Origin of the sequence: Erwinia magellanica, assembly GCF_039023495.1 — a bacterium.
In the GTDB taxonomy this organism is placed as follows: domain Bacteria; phylum Pseudomonadota; class Gammaproteobacteria; order Enterobacterales; family Enterobacteriaceae; genus Erwinia.
The window spans coordinates 229,292-247,390 of the sequence record NZ_JBCHVC010000003.1 but is presented as its reverse complement, the minus strand read 5'-3'; the positions used below and the strand labels follow the sequence as shown (position 1 = coordinate 247,390).

The window sequence follows — 18,099 nt, the reverse complement described above, 5'->3', positions numbered from 1 at the left end:
CAACGTTGGCGCAGAGGCGATGGGTTTGCTAGCATAGCGTCGCAATCGGGCGACCAGACAGGAATAATGATGTCTTCCAGACGTGACTGGTTATTAGAGCAAATGGGCATCACGCAGTATACGCTGCGGCGTCCGCGCGCCTTGCAGGGGGAAGTTGCGGTTTCTTTGCCCGAGCAGACGCGCCTGCTGATTGTGGCGGAAGTCCCGCCGCTGTTGACCGATCCTTTGATTCGCGATGTGCTACAGGCCATGCTAATGCGCGAAGATGAGGTCGCCGTTCTGACCCCTGACCAACTGGCGATGTTGCCAGAGACCCGTTGTGCAAGCTGGTATTTGGGCATTGCGCCCCCGGCTGCACTGAACGGATCGCAGATCGCTTCGCCTGTTCTTGCGGAGCTTTATCATAATGCCGGTGCCAAACGCGCCCTGTGGCAGCAGATTTCCCAACATGAATCAGATTTCTTTACTGACCCCGCAAGATCTTGAGCCAGCGTTTGCCATTGAGCAGCGCAGCCACGCTTTTCCCTGGAGTGAAAAAACCTTTACCAGCAATCAGGGTGAACGTTATCTGAACTATCAGATTCGGGTAGACGCACAGATGGCTGGTTTTGCCATCACCCAGGTGGTGCTGGACGAGGCCACGCTGTTTAATCTGGCTGTGGATCCCGCCTTTCAGCGTCGTGGCATCGGGCGTGAACTCCTCGAATATGTGATTGCGGAACTGGAAAGTCGTGGCATCCAGACCCTGTGGCTGGAAGTCAGAGCGTCAAATCGTCCCGCTATTGCGCTCTATGAACAGCTGGATTTCAACGAAGTGTCGGTACGCCGTAATTACTACCCGACGGCAGACGGCAAAGAAGATGCCATTATCATGGCACTGACCCTATAAGGATTGAGTAAGAGATGCTTAAAGAGTGGGATTGGATCCTGTTTGACGCTGACGATACGCTGTTTCATTTTGACGCCTTTGCTGGTTTGCAGCGTCTGTTTCAGCAGTATGACGTGGTCTTCAGTCCTGACGATTACGACGATTATCAGGCGATCAATAAACCGTTATGGGTGGATTATCAGAATGGCGCCATCAGCGCGCTACAGCTGCAACATCAGCGCTTTCAGAGCTGGGCAGATAAGCTGAAGGTCACGCCGCTGCATCTTAACGACGGCTTTCTTGCCGCTATGGCTGAGCTGTGCGTTCCGCTTGCCGGTGCGGTAAATCTGCTTAATACCCTGAAAGGCAAGGTGAAAATGGGCATTATCACCAATGGCTTCACCGCCCTTCAGCAGGCAAGACTAAAGCGTACAGGTTTTCTGGACTATTTCGATCTGCTGGTGATCTCTGAACAGGTCGGGCATGCCAAGCCGCATCCCGCTATCTTCGACTACGCACTCAATCAGATGGGTAACCCGCCGCGCAACCGCGTGATGATGGTAGGGGATAATCCGGACTCAGATATTCTTGGCGGTATTAACGCCGGTCTGGCAACCTGCTGGCTGAATGCGGATAACCGCCCGCGACCAGAGGGTCTTGAGCCAACCTGGCAGGTCAAAACGCTTCAGGAGCTGGAAGCGATCCTTAAAGCCTGATTCGGGCTGGCAGCCAGAGCCGAGTCTGGCTGATAACAAAGCTGCTGTAACCTTTGCGGGATAACAGCAGCTTTTGCCGCCAGCTTGTCGCTATTTAGCCAGCTTATCCTCCGTGCGCAGATCAAAGTCTGACGCATCGTGGCGCTCGTGCAGCTGTTCGGAAGGTTCGCCAAAGGTGCGGTTAACGATGCGGCCACGCTGAACGGCAGGGCGCTGTGCTACTTCATCGGCCCAACGCACCAGATTTTTATAGGAACCTGCATCCAGGAATTCTGCGGCGTTATACACCATTCCCTTCACCAGCGCGCCGTACCACGGCCAGATAGCGATATCGGCAATAGTGTAATCTTCCCCGGCGATATAACGATGCTCCGCCAGCTGACGGTCCAGCACGTCGAGCTGACGTTTGGCCTCCATGGTGAAGCGGTCAATCGCATACTCGATTTTTACTGGCGCATAGTTATAGAAGTGACCGAAGCCGCCGCCAAGGTAAGGGGCAGAACCCTGTAGCCAGAACAGCCAGTTCAGCGTTTCCGTGCGGCCTGCCGGATCTTTCGGCAGGAAATGGCCATATTTTTCTGCCAGGTAAAGCAGGATAGCGCCGGACTCAAACACGCGGGTTGGTGGCGTGGTTGAGTGATCCAGCAGCGCAGGAATTTTGGAGTTAGGGTTCACTTCCACAAAGCCAGAAGAGAACTGATCGCCCTCGCCAATGCGGATCAGATGCGCGTCATACTCAGCATCATTCACGTTCAGCGCCAGCAGCTCTTCCAGCAGGATGGTTACCTTCTGGCCATTTGGCGTTCCCATAGAATAGAGCTGTAGCGGGTGTTTACCTACAGGCAGGGTTGCTTCATGACGCGCACCGGCGGTGGGGCGGTTGATACTTCCCCAGGTTCCGCCCGCTTCTTTATTTTCTGACCACACTTTTGCTGGCTGATAATCGGTGTTGCTCATAACCGAAAGTCCTCTTTCTGATAAAAATGGCGCATCCTGGAGCAAAGTCCACAGACGTCTCGCCGTTGATGGTCTAAAAATAGCTGCTGTCTCAGCAAAAAACCAAACGCGGTTGTTACACCGGATGTCAGGTATAGCATCGGGCTGTGACCGCCGTTTATCTTTCCAGAGCACTCTTAGCAGCCTTAACAGGAACACAGAATGGATGAACACTATCTGGCAGACCTGAAAGAAGCGGGTCTGACCCTGACCGAAGATGGCCGCGTCTGCTGTTACTGGCAGCCCTCGATGCCCGATTATCACGATAATGAATGGGGCAAGCCGGTGGTGGATGACCGCCGCCTGTTTGAAAAGGTCTGCCTGGAAGGTTTTCACTCCGGCATGTCGTGGCAGTTGATCTATAACAAACGGGAGAACTTCCGCCGCGCTTTTAAGGATTTTGATTTCCACGCGGTGGCGCAGTTTACCGATGAAGATGTAGCCAGGCTGATGGAAGATAAAAGCATTGTGCGCAATCGCGCAAAAATTCTCTCCGCCATCAATAATGCGCGGCGCGCTCAGGAGCTGATCAAGGAAGCGGGTTCGCTGGCAGCCTGGTTCTGGCAGTTTGAGCCGGAAGCAAAAGATCGTCCGCCGGTCGTGGATCTGGCCTGGTGGCAGAGCGCGAAAACCTCGCCCGAATCAATCCGCATGTCGAAAGCGTTGAAAAAACGAGGCTGGACGTGGGTTGGGCCGGTCACCACCTATTCCCTGATGCAGGCGACAGGCTTGATCAACGACCATATTGCAGGCTGCCAGTGTCGGGAAAAGTTTGAGCAGGCCAGGGAAACGCTTAACCGTCCCGGCTGAATCCCTTATGCTAACGTCCCCGTCCAGTCATTAAGAGGCCGCGCCAGTGTAGATCCCGAATCCCCGCCGCAAAATGGGTGAAAAAACCGCAGCTAAGGCCCCGTGCTTTCAGCACAGCGCGCATTTATGGGGATAACGCGGCGTTCTGCATTGTTTATAACCGCCGGATCGGCGAAAATGCCGGCCATTAATGATTAATCGTCTGTGATACGCCCCGCGCCGTCTGCGCAGCGGCGGCACAGCACCTAACTGAGTTTCTTCATGTCAAATGCACCCTTTATGCAAGAGGTGGCCCGTCGCCGCACTTTTGCCATTATTTCTCACCCGGATGCCGGTAAAACCACCATCACGGAAAAAGTGCTGCTGTTCGGACAGGCTATTCAGACTGCCGGTACGGTAAAAGGGCGTGGCTCTAACCAGCACGCCAAATCGGACTGGATGGAAATGGAAAAGCAGCGCGGGATCTCGATCACCACCTCGGTGATGCAGTTCCCCTACCGCGAATGTCTGGTAAACCTGCTGGATACGCCGGGGCACGAAGACTTCTCTGAAGATACCTATCGTACCCTGACGGCGGTGGACTGCTGCCTGATGGTGATTGATGCCGCGAAAGGGGTGGAAGATCGTACCCGCAAACTGATGGAAGTGACCCGTCTGCGCGATACGCCAATCCTGACCTTTATGAACAAGCTGGACCGCGATATTCGTGACCCGATGGAAGTGATGGATGAAGTAGAGAGCGAGCTGAAAATTGCCTGCGCGCCCATTACCTGGCCTGTTGGCTGCGGCAAGCTCTTTAAGGGCGTCTATCATCTCTACAAAAACGAAACCTACCTTTACCAGACCGGTAAAGGGCACACCATTCAGGAAGTGCGCATTGTAAAAGGTCTGGATAACCCGGATCTTGATAAAGCTATCGGTGAAGAGCTTGCCAGCCAGCTGCGTGAAGAGCTGGAGCTGGTGCAGGGCGCGTCCCATGAGTTCGATAAAGAAGCCTTCCTGGCGGGCAAGCTGACGCCAGTGTTCTTCGGCACCGCGCTGGGTAACTTTGGCGTGGACCATATGCTCGATGGCCTGGTTGACTGGGCACCGCCACCCATGCCGCGCCAGACCGATCTGCGTACCGTTACCGCTGCGGATGAAAAGTTCACCGGCTTCGTGTTTAAGATTCAGGCAAATATGGATCCGAAACACCGCGACCGCGTGGCCTTTATGCGCGTGGTTTCCGGTAAATATGAAAAAGGCATGAAGCTGCGTCAGGTTCGTCTGGGCAAAGATGTGGTGATTGCCGATGCGCTCACCTTTATGGCGGGCGACCGTTCGCACGTTGAAGAAGCCTATCCTGGCGATATCATCGGCCTGCATAACCACGGCACCATCCAGATCGGCGATACCTTTACCCAGGGCGAAAACATGAAGTTCACCGGTATTCCGAACTTCGCGCCAGAGCTGTTCCGTCGTATCCGCCTGCGCGATCCGCTCAAGCAGAAGCAACTGCTGAAAGGGCTGGTTCAGCTGTCGGAAGAGGGCGCGGTGCAGGTATTCCGTCCGGTGCATAACAATGACCTGATTGTAGGCGCCGTGGGCGTGTTGCAGTTTGATGTGGTTGTGGCGCGCCTGAAGAGTGAATACAACGTGGAAGCTATCTACGAGTCCGTCAACGTCTCTACCGCGCGCTGGGTGGAGTGCAGTGACGTGAAGAAGTTTGATGAGTTCCAGCGTAAAAATGAAGTGAACCTGGCGCTGGATGGCGGGGATAATCTCACTTACATAGCACCGACCATGGTTAACCTTAATATCACCCAGGAGCGTTATCCTGAAGTGGTGTTCCGCAAAACGCGCGAGCACTAACAGCAGGTAGTTCCTCGTCTGTACTGAGAAAGCGGTGCCCTGCGCATCGCTTTTTTTTCGCCCGATATGTCTGGCTCTGGTTGGCCCTGATTATACAGACTGCTCTTAAAAAACCTTCTTATTGCGCATTTATCCATCATATCAACCACAAGCAGCGGTGAAATCCTGATTAGCGTCTATATTCATTTCTAACGGACGCAAAATATGCGGCGCGGTTGCTGCAACGTCTTACCTACTACAGTCACGCCGTTTGTGGCTGAAAGCTCACAATTGTGAGTGCAATTACATGAAGAAGGAATGATCGATGAATACGACTAAGATGACTAAAACTCTGATGGCTGTACTGGTTGGTTCTGCCCTGGTAAGCGGTGCTGCAATGGCAGAAGACACCACGACTCCTAAAGTGCAGTCCACTACCGACAGCGCGGGTTCAAAAATCGATAGCTCTATGAAAAAAGTCGGTGGGTTCATGGATGACAGCGGCGTGACGGCCAAAGTGAAAGCCGCTCTGGTAGATGACGACGCAATCAAAAGCACAGATATTTCCGTAGAGACCCATTCTGGCGTGGTGACGCTGAGTGGTTTTGTTCCGTCGCAGGATCAGGCCGAAAAGGCTGTAGCGGTGGCGCAAAAAGTTGAAGGCGTTAAGTCTGTAAGCGATAAACTGCACGCTAAAGACAGCACAAAATCAAGCGTAAGCGGTTATGCTGGAGATGCAGCAACGACCAGCGAAATTAAAGCTAAACTATTAGCAGACGACATCGTTCCGTCACGTAATGTGAAAGTGGAAACCACCAATGGTGTGGTTCAGCTCTCCGGAACGGTGAAAAGTCAGGCACAGTCTGAACGTGCCGAAGGGATTGCCAAAGCCATTGATGGCGTGAAAAGCGTTAAAAACGATCTGACTGTGAAGTCATAAAATTGAGACGGGCCGCCCCGGGCGGCCTGTGTCGATATCGATAGTGTTGAAGACAATAATCGAGTCACGCCGGACAAGGCGGATTTAATAAATCAGACAGCAAGATTTCTACAATAGGGTAAGGAGAAGCTTATGTTTCGTTGGGGCATTATTTTTCTGATTATCGCGCTCATTGCAGCAGCGTTAGGTTTTGGTGGTCTTGCTGGTACAGCCGCATGGGCAGCTAAAATCGTCTTTGTTGTCGGTATCATTATCTTCCTGATCAGCCTGTTCACCGGCCGCAAGAAGTTATAGACCCGAGAATAAAAGCAGCAACAACAGAGGCCAGTCACTGACTGGCCTCTGGCGTTTTAAGGCAAAAAGGGTTTAACCGCAAATTACGGCAAACGCTTCCTCTCTTTCCCCTGTATCCTCACCTTATTCCCCCTTCATCAGGATACCGACTTTGGGCAGACGCATCCCTGTTACCCTCGGCAACATCGAGCCGCTGGCGTTAACGCCTTTTCGTCCGGGTAAACTCGCCCTGGTGTGCGAAGGCGGTGGGCAGCGCGGTATTTTCACCGCTGGCGTGCTGGACGAGTTTCAGCGGGCTAACTTCAACCCCTTCGACCTGATGCTGGGCACCTCTGCGGGTGCACAAAACTTATCAGCCTATGTCTGCGGTCAGCCGGGTTACGCCCGCCGGGTCATTACGCGCTATACCACCAGTAAACTCTTTTTTGATCCGCTGCGTTTTGTGCGGGGCGGCCACTTGATCGATCTTGACTGGCTGGTGGATGTCACCGCGCAGGAGTTTCCGCTGGCGATGGAGGCAGCGGAGAAGATGTTCTCTTCCGGCCGGGAATTTTATATGTGCGCCTGCCGCAGCGATGACTATTCGCCAGGCTATTTTGCCCCGACAGCGGCGAACTGGCTGAATATCATCAAGGCTTCCAGCGCTATCCCTGGGCTTTACCGTCCTGGCGTGGACCTGGAAGGGATCAGCTACCTGGATGGCGGTATCAGCGACGCCATTCCGGTACGGGAAGCGGCACGCCGGGGGGCCGAAACCATCGTGGTTATTCGTACCGTGCCGTCACAGATGACCTACACGCCGCAGTGGCTGAAGCGTATTGAACGCTGGCTTACCGATAGCGCGCTACAGCCGCTGGTGAATATCATGCATCTGCATGAAGAGAGCTATCGGGCCACGCAGGAGTTTATTGATAATCCTCCGGGTAAGCTGAATATCATTGAGATCTTCCCGCCGCATGCGCTCGCCAGCATGGCGCTGGGCAGCCGCGTGGCGTCGCTGAACCAGGATTATCATCTGGGTCGCCGCTGCGGGCGTTATTTCCTGGCTACACTGGGTCAATGGCTGAATGAGAACACTACGCTGACCAGCCAGCAGCCGGTGATCCCCCCGGCACCGGTGGCGAATGAGCCGGTGCGTGATGGCGTGATTCTGGATCCGCTGGCGGGAAACGATGCTGATTATGATGAGGGTTCGCTGGCATGACTCCAGGATTTGTGGATACGCACTGTCATTTTGATTTCGACCCATTTTGCGGGCGTGAAGAGGAGAGCCTGAAGCTCGCTTCCGCCGCGGGCGTGGAGAAAATCATTGTGGTTGGCGTCTCAGCAGACCGGTTTGCCGGCGTGATGGCGCTGGCGGAACGCTGGCAGCCCCTCTACGCCGCGCTGGGCACGCATCCCATGGCGATTGCCCAACATCATGAGTCGCACCTTGAGCAGCTTGAAAGTTGGCTAAAGCAGAAGCCGGAAAAGCTGGTGGCGATCGGCGAAATTGGCCTGGATCTCTTTATTGAAGATCCTCAGTTCGACAGGCAGGAGCAGCTGCTGGATGCCCAGCTACGGCTGGCAAAACGCTATGACCTGCCGGTGATCCTCCATTCCCGCCGGACGCATGACAAATTAGCGCAGCATCTCAAGCGCCTGGCGCTGCCGCGTCGCGGCGTGGTACATGGTTTTGCGGGCAGCGAACAGCAGGCGCTGGCGTTTATCCGTGCGGGATACGCCATCGGTGTGGGCGGCACTATTACCTACCAACGCGCCAGTAAAACCCGCAATACCATTGCCCGACTTCCTCTCTCTTCCTTACTGCTGGAAACGGATTCGCCCGATATGCCGCTACAGGGCTTTCAGGGGGAAGCGAACCGCCCCGAGCGCGTAAAAAACGTCTGGCAAAGCCTCTGTGAACTGCGGGAAGAGTCTCCGCAGGAGATTGCTGAAACCCTCCGTGAGAACACCCGCACCCTTTTTAATCTCTGAATAGCTAAACTCTTTATTCAGACTGGCTGACAGGCCGGCTCTGCGAGGTAACATTTGCCTCTGCCACTCTGCGCTAAAAATGTTATTATTATAACATTCCCCGATAAAACCACGATTCAGCCTGTTTTTCAGACGGATCAGGGGGCCGGAGGGGCAAAGATGGCGAATTTTGTGTGATATAAATCACATTAAAAGGGTTGTTCTTGCAGTGTTATTTCCTTAGATCGTGAATTTCATCACGGAAGGGGAGTGCCTTTTCCGTTACTATTTTAACATTCCAGCCCGGTAAACGGGCGCTGGCGGCAAGGACCCCGGCTTTCGCTTGCGCGAAACGGGCAAGCCGCCTGAACAATGCCTGGAGAAGACTATGACCGACGTCACCGCAGCAGCCGTACGCGCGCTTAAACTCATGGATTTAACCACCCTGAATGACGATGACACCGATGAGAAAGTGATCGCTCTGTGCCATCAGGCTAAATCCCCGGCGGGTAATACCGCGGCAATCTGCATCTATCCACGCTTTATCCCGATTGCGCGCAAAACGCTGCGTGAGCAGGGCACGCCAGATATCCGCATCGCCACCGTGACTAACTTCCCGCACGGTAACGACGATAAAGTCATTGCGCTGGCAGAAACCCATGCCGCCATCGCTTATGGCGCTGATGAGGTGGATGTGGTGTTCCCTTATCGTGCCTTAATGGCCGGCAATGAAGATATTGGTTATGACATCGTCAGCGCCTGCAAAGAGGCCTGCGAAGATTCAGACGTTCTGCTGAAAGTGATTATTGAAACCGGCGAGTTAAAAGATCCTGAACTGATCCGCAAAGCGTCCGAAATTGCCATCAAAGCGGGTGCCGATTTTATCAAGACCTCAACGGGGAAAGTGCCGGTTAACGCCACACCAGAAGTCGCTGAGATCATGCTGAACGTCATTGCTGAAATGGGCGTCAAGCATCAGGTTGGCTTTAAACCTGCCGGTGGCGTTCGCACGGCCGAAGATGCGGCTATTTACCTGAAGCTGGCCGATGACATTCTGGGTAGCGACTGGGCTGATGCGCGTCATTTCCGCTTTGGTGCTTCCAGCCTGTTAGCCAGCCTGCTGACAGCCGCCGGCCATAGCGGCGCAAAAAGTGATTCAGCTTACTGAGTGCAGGGCGAGCTTTTCGCCCTTGTAACTGGCATCGGGGCGGCAGATCTGCCGTCCTCATCAAAGATAAACCCCAGGGGGCAACGTGTTCCTGCCACAAGAAATCATTCGTAAAAAAAGAGACGGCCAGGCGCTGAGTGAAGAAGAGATCCGTTTCTTCATCAACGGCGTACGTGATAATACCGTTTCCGAAGGGCAAATCGCTGCGCTGGCGATGACCATCTATTTCCACGATATGTCATTGCAGGAGCGGGTGGCGCTGACCATGGCCATGCGTGATTCCGGCTCGGTACTCAACTGGCAGGCGCTTAACCTGAATGGTCCGGTGGTGGACAAACACTCCACCGGTGGCGTGGGCGATGTGACTTCGCTGATGCTGGGGCCGATGGTGGCTGCCTGTGGCGGCTACGTGCCGATGATTTCAGGCCGCGGGCTGGGCCATACCGGCGGCACGCTGGATAAGCTGGAAGCGATCCCCGGATTTGATATTTTCCCTGATGATGCAACCTTCCGACGGATCATCAAAGAGGTGGGCGTAGCGATTATTGGTCAGACTAACTCGCTGGCCCCTGCCGATAAGCGTTTTTACGCTACCCGTGATATCACCGCAACGGTGGACTCCATCCCGCTTATTACCGCTTCTATTCTGGCGAAAAAGCTGGCGGAAGGGCTGGATGCGCTGGTGATGGATGTCAAAGTTGGCTCGGGCGCCTTTATGCCGACCTTTGAGCAGTCTGAGCTGCTGGCTCAATCCATTGTTGGCGTGGCAAACGGCGCGGGCTGCAAAACGACTGCCCTGCTGACCGATATGAACCAGGTGCTCGCCTCCACGGCCGGTAACGCGCTGGAAGTGCGTGAAGCGGTTAACTTCCTGACCGGGAAATACCGCAACCCACGTCTGCTGGAGGTCACGCTGGCTCTGAGTGCAGAGATGCTGGTTTCCGGCGGGCTGGCAACCGACACGGCGGAAGCCACCCGCAAACTTCAGGCAGTGCTGGACAACGGCAAAGCCGCAGAATGTTTCGCGAAGATGGTGGCTGCGCAGAAAGGCCCGGCTGATTTTATTGAAAACATGGATCGCTACCTGCCTGCGCCGATGCTCAGCAAAGCGCTCTATGCCGAAAAACCAGGCATTATCAGCGCCATGGATACGCGGGCATTAGGAATGGCAGTGGTGTCGATGGGCGGCGGTCGCCGTCAGGCCAGTGACCAGATCGACTACAGCGTTGGCTTAAGCGAGATGGCGCAGCTGGGCGACGTGGCCGACAGCCAGCGTCCGCTGGCCATGATCCATGCTGCAACAGAAGCAGACTGGCAGGAAGCGGCGCTGGCCGTCACGCGCGCCATCACACTTAGTGAAACGGCACCGCAAGAGACGCCCGTTATCTATCGCAGAATTACCGGATAAGCGTCATACTGTTCAGATCGATAAAATTTAAGCTCATCGCGTAACAGACGCAGGAGATCAGAATGAAACGTGCATTTATTATGGTGCTTGATTCCTTCGGGATCGGCTCCAGCAAAGACGCCGACAAATTTGGTGATCATGGTTCGGATACTCTCGGACACATTGCCGAGGCGTGCTTCAAGGGTGAAGCTGACAAAGGCCGTAAAGGGCCGCTGCATGTGCCGAATCTCACCGCATTAGGCTTAGGCAAAGCCGCAGAAGAGTCTACGGGTAAATTCCCCGCCGGCCTGGATAAGAACGCCGAGATTATCGGGGCTTACGCCTACGCCAGCGAACTCTCTTCCGGCAAAGACACACCGTCGGGCCACTGGGAAATTGCCGGTGTTCCTGTGCTGTTTGACTGGGGATACTTCAGTGACAAAGAGAACAGCTTCCCGCAGGAGCTGTTAGATCTGCTGGTAGAGAAAGCAGATTTGCCAGGCTATCTGGGAAATTGCCACTCCTCCGGCACGGTGATCCTGGACCAACTGGGTGAAGAGCATATGAAAACCGGCAAGCCGATTTTCTATACCTCTGCCGACTCAGTGTTCCAGATTGCCTGCCACGAAGAGACTTTTGGACTGGAACGCCTCTATAAGTTGTGTGAAATCGCCCGTGAGGCCCTGACCGAAGGTGGCTATAACATTGGCCGCGTGATTGCCCGTCCGTTTGTGGGTGATAAAGCTGGAAACTTCGAACGTACCGGGAATCGTCACGATCTCGCCGTTGAGCCGCCTTCGCCGACCATTCTGAAAAAGCTGGTAGACGAGCAGAACGGCCAGGTCATTTCGGTGGGGAAAATTGCGGATATTTATGCACACGTCGGCATCACCAAAAAAGTGAAGGCGACCGGGCTGGATGCGCTGTTTGACGCCACGATTGAAGAGATGAAAATCGCACCGGACAACAGCATAGTTTTCACTAACTTTGTGGATTTCGACTCTACCTGGGGCCACCGCCGCGACGTACCGGGTTACGCAGGCGGGCTGGAGCTGTTCGACCGTCGTTTGCCGGAGCTGATGGCTTTGGTGAAAGAGGGCGATCTTCTGATCCTCACCGCTGACCACGGCTGTGACCCAACATGGGAAGGGACCGAACATACACGCGAGCACATTCCGGTGCTGCTCTACGGACCAGGCGTGAAACCAGGCTCGCTGGGCTACCGCGAGACCTTCGCCGATATTGGCCAAACCATTGCCCACTATTTTGGCCTTTCCGATATGGAATATGGCAAAAGCATGCTGTAATCAGCGAAAACGTAACCGGCCAGCGCACCGACGCTGGCAAGACTTAAAAAGGATGAATGATGGCTACGCCTCATATTAATGCAGAAATGGGTGACTTCGCTGACGTGGTTCTGATGCCGGGCGATCCGCTGCGTGCTAAACACATTGCAGAAACCTTCCTGCAGGACGCGGTAGAAGTAAACAACGTGCGTGGCATGCTTGGCTACACCGGCACCTATAAAGGCCGCAAAATCTCCGTAATGGGCCACGGCATGGGTATCCCATCCTGCTCCATCTATGCGAAAGAGCTGATCACCGATTTTGGCGTGAAGAAAATCATTCGCGTAGGCTCCTGTGGCGCGGTACGTGCTGATGTCAAACTGCGTGATGTGGTGATTGGCATGGGCGCATCGACCGACTCCAAAGTAAACCGCATGCGCTTCAAGGATCATGACTTTGCCGCCATTGCTGATTTTGAGATGGTGCGTAACGCGGTGGATGCAGCCAAAGCGCTGGGCGTGAGCGCCCGTGTGGGTAACATCTTTTCTGCCGATCTGTTCTACACGCCAGATCCGCAGATGTTTGATGTTATGGAGAAGTACGGCATTCTGGGTGTGGAAATGGAAGCGGCTGGCATCTACGGCGTGGCCGCAGAGTTTGGTGCGAAAGCGCTGGCTATCTGTACCGTTTCTGACCATATCCGCAGCGGTGAGCAGACTACTGCCGCTGAACGGCAGACCACCTTCAGCGAGATGATTGAGATTGCGCTGGAGTCCGTGCTGCTGGGCGACAAAGCCTGATTAAGCTGTAAAACTGGCCGGGCAATCCGGCCAGAATTGGCCTCTCAGGCCTGCCCGCTTATCTGTTGATATCTCTGCGCGTCGCCACTTATCTTTAATTTATTTTCAACGGATTAAGTTATAAGGATCTGTTCAGCGCGCTGACTCAGGGCTTATCAGCTGGCGGAGCCGCCTCTTCGGCTGTTTCATCATCATCTTCTTTTACCGGATTATTGGCCGTCAGCAGGAAGGGTGACTGCTGCCAGCGGGTACGGCGGTCGCGCAGCAGGGTTCGGCTCAGAATAATACCGATAGCCAACGCCAGCAGCATCATCAGCCGCAGGATGTTGGTGGTGTTATCTACCTGCTTGGACTCCGTTACCAGCACATGCGTATCCAGCGTCACACGCAGGAAACCGCGCGGGCCTTCTGCGCTGTCCAGCGACTGCACCAGCTGATGGTTGAAGTAGCTGCCTGCACGCTGTCCATCCAGCGCCAGCCGGTCGCGCACGTTAATGGTTTCGCCACTGTGCGCTAAAAGCGTGCCGTCATCGTCATAAACCGAGGCATCCAGAATACGGCTGTCTTGGGTCAGCTGAGTGATGATATCGCTGATCTTCTGATGATTGTCGTCGCTGTTTTCCATCAGCGGCGTCAGGCTGAAGGCCACCTGCCGTGTAAGGGTGCGGGCCAGCTCATCCACCTGCTCAGATCGTGCCATCTGATGGCTGAGGCTGAACCACGAGGCACCCTGCATCAACATCACCAGTAAGGTGAGGCAGATCAGCACGATTGCCGTACGATGCAGACGAAATTTAAGTTTGGCCTTTGCCATCTTTACCCTTCACGCTTAACTAACTCCCCTGGCTCTTAGCTTTATGTTGCCAGAAGCGGGGCTGACAAGGTAGCCTCTTGCGTGGTTAATATGTCCCTACAGGAGCTGTAATGCCAAATAGTCTGACCTGGTGCGATCTGCCCTCCGATATCTCTCTCTGGCCGGGTTTACCTCTCTCTCTCAGTGGCGATGAAGTGATGCCGCTGGACTACCGCGCTGGCCGCACCGGCTGGCTTCTGTACGGGCGCGAACTGACAAAAGAGAGCCTGACAAAGCTTCAGCATCAGTTAGGTGCGGCGATGGTGATTGTCAGCGCCTGGCGCGTTGAAGAGTATCACGTGGTACGCCTGGCCGGTTCACTCACGCCACGGGCTATGCAACTGGCACACGAGGCCGGGTTAGATGTGGCGCCGCTGGGCAAAATCCCGCATCTGAAAACGCCGGGCCTGCTGGTGATGGATATGGATTCCACGGCAATTGAAGTGGAATGCATTGATGAAATAGCCAAACTCGCTGGCTGCGGTGAGCAGGTGGCAGAGGTGACGGAGCGGGCAATGCGCGGAGAGCTGGATTTCGCCGCCAGCCTGCGTCAGCGGGTCGCCACGCTGAAAGATGCGGATGCCACTATCCTTAGTACAGTGCGTGATGCGCTGCCGCTGATGCCTGGCCTGACCGAACTGGTGCACAAGTTGCAGGCGCTGGGCTGGCACGTGGCGATTGCTTCCGGTGGCTTTACTTTCTTTGCCGAGTACCTGCGGGATAAGCTGCACCTCTCTGCGATTGCCGCCAACGTGCTGGAAATTCGCGACGGTAAGCTGACCGGCGAAGTGCTGGGCGACATCGTTGATGCAAAATATAAAGCGGATACGCTGCATAAACTGGCAAAACGCTTTGAAATTGCAGCCGATCAAACCGTCGCCATTGGTGATGGCGCCAACGATTTACTGATGATTAAGGCTTCCAGTCTTGGCATTGCCTATCACGCCAAGCCGAAAGTTAATGAACAAACCGAAGTGATCATCCGCCATGCGGATTTAATGGGCGTGTTCTGCATTCTCAGCGGCAGCCTGATCCACGAAGAACGTTAAGGAACCAATTTGGCCAAAGCGGTAAAACGCGCCTTTGTTTGTAACGAATGCGGCGCCGATTATCCACGCTGGCAGGGGCAATGCAGCGCCTGTCACGCCTGGAACACCATTACGGAAGTGCGTTTAGCGGCTTCTCCTGTTGTGGCGCGTAACGAGCGCCTCTCCGGCTATGCGGGCAGCGCAGGCCCCAGCCGCGTGCAGAAGCTTTCTGAAATCAGCCTTGAAGCACTTCCGCGCTTTTCTACCGGCTTTAAAGAATTTGACCGCGTGTTGGGCGGCGGCGTCGTGCCGGGCAGTGCCATTCTGATCGGGGGAAGTCCCGGTGCCGGTAAAAGTACCCTGCTGTTGCAAACCCTGTGCAAACTCGCCGAGGGCATGAAAACGCTCTACGTCACCGGCGAAGAGTCGCTTCAGCAGGTGGCGATGCGTGCGCACCGTCTGGGTCTGCCGACGGCAAACCTTAATATGCTTTCGGAAACCAGCATCGAGCAGATCTGTCAGATCGCCGAGCAGGAAGAGCCGAAACTGATGGTGATCGACTCCATTCAGGTGATGCATATGGCCGATATCCAGTCGTCGCCAGGCAGCGTGGCGCAGGTGCGCGAAACGGCTGCATATCTGACCCGCTTTGCAAAAACCCGGGGCGTGGCGATAGTGATGGTGGGTCACGTCACGAAAGATGGCTCGCTGGCCGGGCCGAAGGTGCTTGAGCACTGCATCGACTGCTCCGTGCTGCTGGATGGCGATGCGGATTCCCGCTTCCGTACGCTGCGCAGCCATAAAAACCGCTTTGGTGCGGTGAATGAGCTGGGTGTCTTCGCCATGACGGAGCAGGGGCTGCGGGAAGTCAGCAACCCCTCTGCTATCTTCCTCAGCCGCGGCGAGGAGGTCACTTCCGGCAGCTCGGTGATGGTGCTGTGGGAGGGAACGCGCCCGCTGCTGGTAGAGATTCAGGCGCTGGTAGATCATTCTATGATGGGCAATCCCCGACGCGTAGCGGTGGGGCTTGAGCAGAACCGCCTGGCGATCCTGCTGGCGGTGCTGCACCGTCACGGCGGCCTGCAAATGGCCGATCAGGATGTGTTTGTGAATGTGGTCGGCGGCGTCAAGGTCACGGAGACCAGTGCTGATCTGGCGCTGATGCTGTCGATGGTTTCCAGCCTGCGCGATCGCCCTTTACCTCATGATCTGGTGGTATTTGGCGAAGTGGGACTGGCAGGCGAGATCCGCCCGGTGCCGAGCGGGCAGGAGCGAATCTCTGAAGCGGCGAAGCACGGCTTCCGTCGTGCCATCGTACCGGCTGCTAACGTGCCGAAAAAACCGCCGGAAAACATGAAGGTCTATGGCGTGAAAAAACTGGCCGATGCGCTGGCAATCCTGGAAGATCTTTAAGGGTTGCGGCCTGTTTTGACCGGAGCCTGGCCCGGTTTAACACTGCCTTATTGAAGCGCATTTTCATCATAGTGGCGGACGCGGTTCCGCCCGTTATGCAGGAGGCATTTGATGTCGACGTTCGATTATCTGAAGACCGCTATCCGCCAGCAGGGGTGTACGTTGCAGCAGGTTGCGGATGCCAGCGGCATGACCAAAGGCTATCTCAGCCAGCTCCTTAACGCCAAAATCAAAAGTCCCAGCGCACAGAAGCTGGAAGCCCTGCACCGTTTTCTGGGGCTGGAGTTTCCCCGCCGCGAAAAAACCATCGGTGTGGTGTTCGGCAAATTCTATCCGCTGCATACCGGCCATATCTATCTGATCCAGCGCGCCTGTAGCCAGGTTGACGAGCTGCATATCATCATGGGCTATGATGAGGGGCGTGACCGCCAGCTGTTTGAAGCCAGCGCCATGTCGCAACAGCCCACCATCAGCGACCGCTTGCGCTGGCTGCTACAGACGTTCAAATATCAGAAGAACATCCGTATCCATTCGTTTAACGAAGAGGGCATGGAGCCTTATCCGCATGGCTGGGATGTCTGGAGCCGCGGCATCAACGATTTTATGGAAAATCACGGCATCGTGCCGAACCGGGTTTATACCAGCGAAGAGCTTGATGCGCCGCAGTATCAGCAGCATCTGGGGATCGAGGCGGTGGTTATCGATCCCAAGCGATCTTTTATGAGTATCAGCGGCGCGCAAATTCGTCAGGATCCGTTCCGTTACTGGGAATATATTCCCACCGAGGTCAAGCCGTTCTTTGTGCGTACCGTGGCAATTCTGGGCGGCGAGTCGAGCGGAAAATCAACGCTGGTCAATAAGTTAGCGAATATCTTCAATACAACCAGCGCATGGGAATTTGGCCGCGATTATGTCTTCTCGCATCTTGGCGGCGATGAGATGGCACTGCAATATTCTGACTACGATAAGATCGCGCTGGGCCAGGCGCAGTACATCGATTTTGCAGTGAAGTACGCCAACAAAGTTGCCTTTATCGATACCGATTTCGTCACTACCCAGGCGTTCTGCAAGAAATATGAGGGGCGTGAGCACCCGTTTGTGCAGGCATTGATTGATGAGTATCGCTTTGATCTGGTGATTTTGGTGGAGAACAACGTGCCGTGGGTAGCGGATGGCCTGCGCAGCCTGGGCAGCTCGGTGGACCGTAAAGAGTTTCAGACGCTGCTGGTGTCGATGCTGGAAGAGAACAACATCAGCTATGTGCACGTTGAGCAGGATAGCTACGATGAACGTTTCCTGCGCTGTGTCGAGCTGGTGAAGGAGATGCTGGGCGCGTAACAGTGTTATTGTCGGTAAAGCTGCCGGCAGGGTGCGTTATTTTGTGTTCCGGTGATTTGGTCAGGGTGAGAGGACGTCCGTAACAGAGTAAGTTGTCTGTCTGTTCCGGTGGCAGGGTCAGGAAGAGTGGGCTGAACACAAAGACGCCGTGAACCCTTCCCTGGTGGCTGCGAAGCGGCGTCCATGCCGCTTAGCCTTTGCTTATCAGCCCACTCTTCCTTCCTTCAGGCTTCGGTGATGGCTGTTCAGATGGGGATACTCAAACCAAATTCAAAACCCTTCTCGGCGGGCTGCGAAGCGGCGTCCATGCCGCTTAGCCTTTGCTTATCAGCCCACTCTTCCTTCCTTCAGGCTTGGGTGATGACTGTTCAAATGGGGATACTCAAACCAAATTCAAAACCCTTCTCTGCGGGCTG

18 protein-coding genes are annotated in these 18,099 nt (G+C 55.0%); 16 read left to right on the top strand and 2 right to left on the bottom strand.

The window, feature by feature from the left end:
- Nucleotides 1-66: 66 nt before the first annotated feature.
- From AAH450_RS12800 to yjjG, 3 genes are read left to right on the top strand one after another with little or no spacing between them, the layout of a single operon-like run.
- The gene (locus tag AAH450_RS12800; protein WP_342910568.1) at nt 67-486 is read left to right on the top strand and encodes a DNA polymerase III subunit psi; all 420 of its coding nucleotides are present in this window, start codon (nt 67-69) and stop codon (nt 484-486) included.
- Nucleotides 449-889 (top strand): ribosomal protein S18-alanine N-acetyltransferase, encoded by a 441-nt coding sequence (gene rimI, locus AAH450_RS12795; protein WP_342910567.1) that lies wholly within the window; start codon nt 449-451, stop codon nt 887-889. The genes AAH450_RS12800 and rimI overlap by 38 nt, the downstream gene beginning before the upstream one ends.
- 14 nt (nt 890-903) lie before the next feature.
- On the top strand, nt 904-1,584 hold the full coding sequence (gene yjjG / locus AAH450_RS12790; protein WP_342910566.1) for a pyrimidine 5'-nucleotidase: 681 nt from the start codon (nt 904-906) through the stop codon (nt 1,582-1,584).
- Nucleotides 1,585-1,674: 90 nt separating this feature from the next.
- Here the strand turns inward: yjjG and yghU are convergent, their stop codons facing one another.
- A complete protein-coding gene (gene yghU, locus AAH450_RS12785) occupies nt 1,675-2,541 on the bottom strand; it encodes a glutathione-dependent disulfide-bond oxidoreductase (protein WP_342910565.1) in 867 nt (288 codons plus the stop codon).
- A gap of 201 nt (nt 2,542-2,742) precedes the next feature.
- Here yghU and AAH450_RS12780 point away from each other — a divergent pair, with 201 nt between their 5' ends.
- The 10 genes from AAH450_RS12780 (at nt 2,743) to deoD (ending at nt 13,051) form a co-directional block, all read left to right on the top strand.
- Nucleotides 2,743-3,390, top strand: a complete 648-nt coding sequence (locus AAH450_RS12780) for a DNA-3-methyladenine glycosylase I (protein WP_342910564.1) — start codon at nt 2,743-2,745, stop codon at nt 3,388-3,390.
- A gap of 261 nt (nt 3,391-3,651) precedes the next feature.
- Nucleotides 3,652-5,241 carry a peptide chain release factor 3 gene (gene prfC / locus AAH450_RS12775; RefSeq protein WP_342910563.1) on the top strand — a complete coding sequence of 530 codons (1,590 nt, stop codon included), beginning with the start codon at nt 3,652-3,654 and terminating at the stop codon, nt 5,239-5,241.
- Between the two features lie 304 nt (nt 5,242-5,545).
- Nucleotides 5,546-6,160 carry a molecular chaperone OsmY gene (osmY, locus tag AAH450_RS12770; protein ID WP_342910562.1) on the top strand — a complete coding sequence of 205 codons (615 nt, stop codon included), beginning with the start codon at nt 5,546-5,548 and terminating at the stop codon, nt 6,158-6,160.
- 132 nt (nt 6,161-6,292) lie between these two features.
- A complete protein-coding gene (locus AAH450_RS12765) occupies nt 6,293-6,454 on the top strand; it encodes a DUF1328 domain-containing protein (protein ID WP_013200641.1) in 162 nt (53 codons plus the stop codon).
- A 151-nt stretch (nt 6,455-6,605) separates the two neighbouring features.
- Complete coding sequence (locus AAH450_RS12760; protein WP_342910561.1) at nt 6,606-7,658, top strand: patatin-like phospholipase family protein; 1,053 nt, start codon at nt 6,606-6,608, stop codon at nt 7,656-7,658.
- Nucleotides 7,655-8,431, top strand: a complete 777-nt coding sequence (locus AAH450_RS12755; protein WP_342910560.1) for a TatD family hydrolase — start codon at nt 7,655-7,657, stop codon at nt 8,429-8,431. Before AAH450_RS12760 ends, AAH450_RS12755 begins: the two co-directional genes overlap by 4 nt.
- A gap of 367 nt (nt 8,432-8,798) precedes the next feature.
- Entirely contained in the window at nt 8,799-9,578 is a 780-nt protein-coding gene (gene deoC, locus AAH450_RS12750; RefSeq protein ID WP_342910559.1) for a deoxyribose-phosphate aldolase, read from the top strand.
- Between the two features lie 85 nt (nt 9,579-9,663).
- Nucleotides 9,664-10,986 (top strand): thymidine phosphorylase, encoded by a 1,323-nt coding sequence (gene deoA / locus AAH450_RS12745; RefSeq protein ID WP_342910558.1) that lies wholly within the window; start codon nt 9,664-9,666, stop codon nt 10,984-10,986.
- A 62-nt stretch (nt 10,987-11,048) separates the two neighbouring features.
- Complete coding sequence (gene deoB / locus AAH450_RS12740) at nt 11,049-12,272, top strand: phosphopentomutase (RefSeq protein WP_342910557.1); 1,224 nt, start codon at nt 11,049-11,051, stop codon at nt 12,270-12,272.
- A 59-nt stretch (nt 12,273-12,331) separates the two neighbouring features.
- Nucleotides 12,332-13,051, top strand: coding sequence for a purine-nucleoside phosphorylase (gene deoD / locus AAH450_RS12735; RefSeq protein ID WP_318788926.1), 720 nt, complete (start codon nt 12,332-12,334; stop codon nt 13,049-13,051).
- A gap of 145 nt (nt 13,052-13,196) precedes the next feature.
- Here the strand turns inward: deoD and AAH450_RS12730 are convergent, their stop codons facing one another.
- Nucleotides 13,197-13,865 (bottom strand): YtjB family periplasmic protein, encoded by a 669-nt coding sequence (locus tag AAH450_RS12730; protein WP_342910556.1) that lies wholly within the window; start codon nt 13,863-13,865, stop codon nt 13,197-13,199.
- A gap of 110 nt (nt 13,866-13,975) precedes the next feature.
- On the opposite strand from AAH450_RS12730, the gene serB reads away from it, so the two are divergent.
- The 3 genes from serB to nadR all read left to right on the top strand — a co-directional run bounded on the left by serB (nt 13,976) and on the right by nadR (nt 17,683).
- Entirely contained in the window at nt 13,976-14,953 is a 978-nt protein-coding gene (serB, locus tag AAH450_RS12725) for a phosphoserine phosphatase (RefSeq protein WP_318788710.1), read from the top strand.
- Nucleotides 14,954-14,962: 9 nt separating this feature from the next.
- Nucleotides 14,963-16,345, top strand: coding sequence for a DNA repair protein RadA (gene radA, locus AAH450_RS12720; protein ID WP_342910555.1), 1,383 nt, complete (start codon nt 14,963-14,965; stop codon nt 16,343-16,345).
- A 111-nt stretch (nt 16,346-16,456) separates the two neighbouring features.
- A complete protein-coding gene (nadR, locus tag AAH450_RS12715; protein WP_342910554.1) occupies nt 16,457-17,683 on the top strand; it encodes a multifunctional transcriptional regulator/nicotinamide-nucleotide adenylyltransferase/ribosylnicotinamide kinase NadR in 1,227 nt (408 codons plus the stop codon).
- Nucleotides 17,684-18,099: the final 416 nt, after the last annotated feature.